Origin of the sequence: Pseudanabaena cinerea FACHB-1277, assembly GCF_014696345.1 — a bacterium.
Lineage (GTDB): Bacteria > Cyanobacteriota > Cyanobacteriia > Pseudanabaenales > Pseudanabaenaceae > Pseudanabaena > Pseudanabaena cinerea.
Map to the genome: position 1 here is coordinate 21,506 of NZ_JACJPY010000058.1, position 6,557 is coordinate 28,062.

General features: G+C 42.6%; 2 protein-coding genes and 1 pseudogene. 2 read left to right on the forward strand and 1 reads right to left on the reverse strand.

The features are described 5' to 3' along the window. The first annotated feature begins 5 nt into the window (after positions 1 to 5). Both H6F44_RS15890 and H6F44_RS15895 read left to right on the forward strand, forming a co-directional pair. Positions 6 to 3,362 (forward strand): hybrid sensor histidine kinase/response regulator, encoded by a 3,357-nt coding sequence (locus tag H6F44_RS15890; protein ID WP_190352009.1) that lies wholly within the window; start codon positions 6 to 8, stop codon positions 3,360 to 3,362. A gap of 341 nt (positions 3,363 to 3,703) precedes the next feature. Further along, complete coding sequence (locus tag H6F44_RS15895) at positions 3,704 to 6,160, forward strand: serine/threonine-protein kinase (protein ID WP_190352010.1); 2,457 nt, start codon at positions 3,704 to 3,706, stop codon at positions 6,158 to 6,160. 193 nt (positions 6,161 to 6,353) lie between these two features. Here the strand turns inward: H6F44_RS15895 and H6F44_RS15900 are convergent. Next, a pseudogene (locus H6F44_RS15900) lies at positions 6,354 to 6,557 on the reverse strand (photosystem II q(b) protein); the annotation flags it as partial.

Sequence of the window (6,557 nt, forward strand, 5' to 3'; positions counted from 1 at the left end):
TCTCTATGTACAGCACAGAAATAGAAATCCAAGATCAAGCGTATCAGTTCTTTAAGCAAGAAGCGCCAGAGTTTTTGCAGACAATTGAAACTGGTCTGCTTTCTTTACGAAATGACTTCAGCACGAATAATATTCACTCAATTATGCGGGCGGCGCACTCCATTAAGGGCGGGGCGGCAAGTCTCAACTTTGAAGGCATCAAATCGATCGCACACCGTTTAGAGGATATTTACCGCTCTCTCTATCGTTATGAAGGCGAAATTGATGCCGATGTCGAAGGCTTACTCCTCCAAGCTTACGACTGTTTACGCATTCCGCTATTAGAACAAATTCAAACAGGTAGATATAATGAACAGTCAGCTATAGAATCCGCCGAGCCAATTTTTGAAGTTCTCAGTCTCTATTTTGGGAGTGTGGATGAAGATGCTGAACTACCCACTGCCGCCGAATTAGGTGTGGATATTGTGCAGATTGTCTTTGACGGCGATGTGCAGCAGGGCATCCTGCGCCTAAAAAATGTCCTTGCTAATCCTGAAGGAGTACCTGTTATTGGCGAAATTAGAGCGCAAGTAGAAGTATTTAGTGGCATCGGGGAATTATTAAATTTATCAGGATTCAAGGCGATCGCCAACGCCACGATTAAGGCTTTAGAGAATCACCTCGATGATCCTGTCTTGGTGGGCAAGGTGGCAGTTGCTAATTTTGAGGCAGCCCGCGCCCAAGTTTTAGCAGGTGATCGCACCAGTGGCGGTGAACCCAGTGACGAGTTAACTGCCCTTACTCAAGCCAATCCCTTCGACATCCGCGCAACATCCCCATTATCTGAACTCAATGATCCTATAGAAAATCAATCGAATGAATTAATTTTCTCCTCGGATTTAGATGCTTTTGGCGATTTCGGCGCAATTAATTCGATTTTTGCAATCAATCAGACTGAAGAAAATCACAGCTTAGAATTGCTTAAGTTAAATGACGAATTCAACGAACTCGAAGAATTACTAGAAGACCGCCAAGACATTCAGCCAGACATTCAAGAAGATCGGCAAAATACACACCAAATTAACAATCAGAATCACGAGAATCTTTGTGATCTTAATACATTAAATACCGAAGAGTTTGCCAATCTTGCTAGTTTTCACGATGATTTAGAGCTATATAAATTTGAAACTGTAGATTCAATATTTAACAATGTTGATTTAGATGTGGATAATTTATTAGTCGATCCATTGATAGAGCAAGAATCTAATCAAATTATTGAGAACTCATTAACTAATTTCAACATTCCACCTAGACGAACTGATCTTACAACTAATATTCAGGCAAATATTGGGGCAAATATTGGGGCAAATCTTCAGAACGTAGAGCCAATCTCAAAAATTAAAGCTACTGAAAATACAACCCCCTATATTTCAGAATCTATCAAGGTTGACTTAAGTAGACTGGAGAGACTGAATAATGCTTCCAGTGAACTGGTGACTCAAGAAAATGCTTCGATTTTGCAAAATCAACAGTTACAATCAAAAATTGAACGTATTCAAAAACAATTTAAAAGCTTTGATCATCTTTCCAAAAATCTCCAAACTTGGCTCGACAAAGCCCAGCGATCGCAGGTCAAGGCCCAAGATTTTAGCGCCGTTACCTCGCAGCTTACAGCTTTTAATGCTAATTTTCAAACCCAGATATTACCTAGCACATCTAATCTATTAGCAGATTTTGATCCATTACAAATGGATTCTTACAGTCGTTTGCATAGTTTTATTCAAGAAGCCCTTGAAGAAATCGCGCAAATGGATGAAGGAATGCGTGATATGACAGTTTTAATGCAGCAAAAGCAACAAACTCAACGCCGCAAACAACAAATTCTCAAGCAATTGCGCTATGACCTGCTATGGTCAAGAATGCTGCCCCTCGGCGATATCCTGAGCAGCCTGCCGCGTATGGTGCGAGAACTATCCAATAAATATAATAAACAGGTCAACCTAAAGCTACTTGGCACAGGCACATTAGTTGATAAGTCAGTACTAGAAAAACTCTATGATCCCTTTGTCCATTTAGTACGTAATGCCTTCGATCATGGTACTGAAACCACCCAAGAAAGATTAGAACAAGGTAAGTCAGTGATTGCTTCCATCGAAATCCGTGCTTACTACCGAGGCAATTTGACCTATATCGAAATCAAAGATGATGGGTATGGCATTAATGTAGAAAAGGTCAAGGCAAAAGCGATCGCCCTAGAACTGATTACTCCCGAACAAGCAGAGCAAGCGAGTCAAGCCGAGATTTATCAATTTCTATTCGCCCCCAACTTCTCAACTGCTGAGACTGTTTCTGAGCTTTCAGGGCGCGGCATGGGGTTGTCGACCGTCCAAGAGCAGGTTCGCAACCTCAAAGGTTCTATCGAAATTAAGTCAGAGTTAGGACAGGGGACAACTTTTACAATCAAATTGCCTCTCACTCTTAGTATTGCGAAGCTCTTAATCTTTAGCGTACAGGATCGACTCATGGCGATCGCTGTTGATTCTCTATTAGGTATTGTCACTGTTGACTCAGAAACGATCCTCATTATTCAAGGCAAGGAATTTTTCCGCTTAGAAAATCGGTTGATTCCATTATATCCAACTTCTATATTTGCCGATGGCTATCCACTCCCCAAGAAGCCCCTTGATTTACTAAATATCGATGCCTTTACCGAGGAAAATCAAACCACACTTCTACTGTTTGCCGACGGCAATGATTTATTTGCAATTCCCATAGATCGCGTTCTTAGTGAGCAGGAATTAGCGATCAAACCCTTTGGCAAAGCGATCGTCCCACCCCCCTATCTCTATGGTTGCACAGTTTTGGGCGATGGCACACTCGTACCAGTGATTGATAGTACTGCCCTAAGTTCCATCAATTATGCTAACTTCAAGCCTGTCAGCGAACTAAGCAAGCTTGATAGCGACATTATGGATAGTAGAATTCATGCTGCTAAACCGATTCAACGCAAAACACTGTTGATCGTTGATGACTCTCTAACCGCAAGGCAATCGCTTTATCTGACTCTAGCGAAGTTTGGTTATCAAGTGATCCAAGCTGGTGATGGGCGTGAGGCGATCGAGCAACTGTCGCGTTCCCCAATGATCCAAGGGGTAATCTGCGATGTGGAAATGCCAAACATGAATGGCTTTGAGTTTTTAACCATCTGTCGCAAAGAGAGCCGCTTTGCTGATTTGCCTATTGTCATGCTTACTTCTCGTAGCGGCGAGAAACATCGTGCTGTTGCCAAAATGCTCGGCGCTAGTGGCTATTTGACTAAGCCATATCTTGAGCAAGATCTTCTCAAAACAATCCAAACCTTTCTACCCAATCAACTTGCTTAGACTTGAGACTCTTGTTACAGCATCGGTTTTCACCCAGCCCGTTCCAAGGTGAGAGCCGTGATATTTCCTTCCCTGTGAAAAATTAGATGTTGCGGCGAAAAGCGCCGCAACGCTAATTCTTGGTTTTATATGTCTATTTCTTTGGTGGGAAGGGAGTATGTTTGTTATGTTTGGCAAGCTCTAAATATTTTACGAAAATTAACTTGCAAAGAAGCTAATCAAGTGTCAAAATATGGGGGTAAAGTTTTTGGGGCTGCTTAAGTTCTAAACTCATTAAACACAGTGCTAATCGTTTTTGCCTTTATTTGGCGAAAATCATCTAAGTAATTACGGAAATGACTATGCTCGGTAAAACACTGACTGGGCGCTACAAGATCGTCAAGCAACTTGGCGGTGGTGGCTTTAGCCAAACCTTTATTGCAGAAGACGGACATTTGCCCGATCGCCCCACCTGTGTGATCAAGCAACTTAAGCCCGCATCATCGCAATTAGATATTCTAAGAATCTCACGGGAGCTATTTGATAAGGAAGCCAAAGTTCTCTATCGCTTGGGCAAACATGAGTGTATTCCTAGTTTGTTGGCACACTTTGAAGAGGATGAAGAATTTTTTTTGGCACAGGAACTGGTCGAAGGCGATGTACTAACTCAGGAAATTAAAAGTGGTGAATGCTTGGGGGAACAATACACCCTTGATTTTTTGCTTGATATTCTGCCTACCCTTGATTTTGTGCATCGACAGCAGGTAATCCATCGTGACATCAAGCCTAGTAATTTAATTCGTAGAGCTAGCGATCGCAAGATCGTTCTCATTGATTTTGGCGCAGTCAAAGAAGTCAGCACGCAGCCGATCAGCCAGTTGGGGCATACATCTAGCCTTGTAATTGGCTCTCCAGGCTATATGCCCAATGAGCAATATAGCGGCAAAACGATCTATGCCAGTGATATCTATGCGATCGGCATGATTGCCATGCAAGCCTTAACAGGGCTGCCCCCCAATCAAATTCCTGAAGATCCCGTTACCAGTGAGTTCCGATGGCATGACAAAGTTAAGGTTACGCCCACCCTTGCCAATGTGATTGATCGGATGGTGCGGTTTGACTTTCGGATGCGCTTTCAATCGGCAGGCGAAGTACTAGAAGCGTTGCAACCGTTGCTGATGCGATCGCAGGCACAAACGGTTTTTAGCATTGTCAACCCCAATGTTGACCCTGAAGCTTCAGCCTTTAATGCCACATTGACAGTTTCTAGCCAAGCTGGGAATCAGGATAATCAGCAAGAGCAATTGGCAGTGCAATCTATATCAAAACCAGCAGATCCCCCCCCCCAAGCGATCTCCCTATTATTTACAAAGGAGTTGGCATTTACCGAAACTGCCGATGACTTGGAAATGAGCGAAGATCCAATGCGATCAAAAAAATTAATTTGTCTAGTTTGTACGGGCATTCTCGAGAATGACATCAGTCGTCTCAATAACTTTAGTTTTGAAGAACTATTGCAGGATTTACACCAGCAATTTCCTAGCATCGCGGATCTCAAAGAAGGACTAGTGAATGCGGTAAAAACGATCGCCATTCCTAAGCAGCGTCAATATTTAATTGTTGCCAAAACAATTTTTAATCTTGTATCTAAACTCTATACAAAATTAGAGGAGCTTACCTCAGCCCAAGAGCCAATTAATAGCAGTCCATCTACGGCAACCAAAGGACAAACCGCACAACCCCAAAGACCTGAAGTGATTCAGGTCAGTCATTTGGTGATTAATGCGGGTTCGGCACAGCTAGTCGCACCTATCGAAGAATTGCCTGCGATATTACCTAATCCCTCTGGAGAATCGGCAGAGATCGACCAAGGGTATGAACAGTTATTTACAGATTTAGAAGATCTTACGAATATTGAGGAAGCGGATGATCTTAATAGCCATTATTTAACTGATAATTTTGCCGATAATTCTGAGGATATTGCCGCAGGTTTTGAGCATGATCCTGTACAGCCTCTGCCCGATGGTAATAGCGATCGCCAGATTTCTGATATCTATACCTTAGTCGCTTACAACATCGACATCGATCCTCAACAAACCCGCCTCAAAAAATTACTCTTTTATGCCTATCAAGACCAGTGGGAGAGTGATCCACGCCAACTAAATAGTATTGATTGGAGCAACTTATTAAGGGAATTAGTTTCCTTTATGCCCACCTATAATCAGTTGACAGCACTGATTAGCGAGGCAGTGCAAAGGGTTTCTAAGCCTACGGAATATGCTGCGATCGCCCAGATCCTCGTCAACAAATTAGAACCACTTTACCCAGAAATAATTTCTTCAGTTATAAATTCTAACAACCATGAAGAGCAATTGAAGCACAAAGTTCCCTTTGATCCACAACTGTTCATGAATCTCTTTGATTTGCGATTAGAACTAGTGCGCTTTACAAATCCGATGCGATCCAAGATTTTATTGTTTTCCATACTGTACTATCCCTTCGATCCTGATCGCGACAGGTGGCAAGAGTTGCGAAGCCATGCCTTAGGTAGTTTATTGCGGCAGCTATTTTATGCATATCCTTCGTTGTCATTGGCGGAGTCAATGGTGTGGCAAACAACGCGATCGCTAAATGATGCCAAATCCTATGAACAATCTGCCAGTTACATCATTCAAGCCATCAAATTTCTGTACGAACAATTAGCAGCAAAGTCAATGTTACATCCTTCCGCCAATAGCTTTTCTGTCTCTAGTGACACTGACTCCACACAAGCCAGATTTTCAACTAATAGTGATGATGATACCTGTCAGTTTATATAGCAATATACGATCCTTGAAAGGTTACGTTGACAGAAATTATTCACTCAGCTAAAGCTCTTACATCTTTAAGGGTAATGCCAATCAGCGATCGCAACCCATTGGCAAAACGATCCCCAATCCTTGGGGATTGAAGACACAAAAAAGCCCCTCCATGCGGAGAGGCTTTTTTGTTTAGAGAAGACTAGGCTAGAAATTAACCGTTGATCGCAGGAGCAGACATTGCTACTGGTGCTAATTCAACTGCTGCCAAATCGAGAGGGAAATTGTGAGCGTTGCGCTCGTGCATTACTTCCATACCCAAGTTTGCGCGGTTGATTACGTCTGCCCAGCTTGGTACTACTCGTCCTTGGCTGTCAGAAATCGATTGGTTGAAGTTGAATCCGTTCAAGTTGAATGC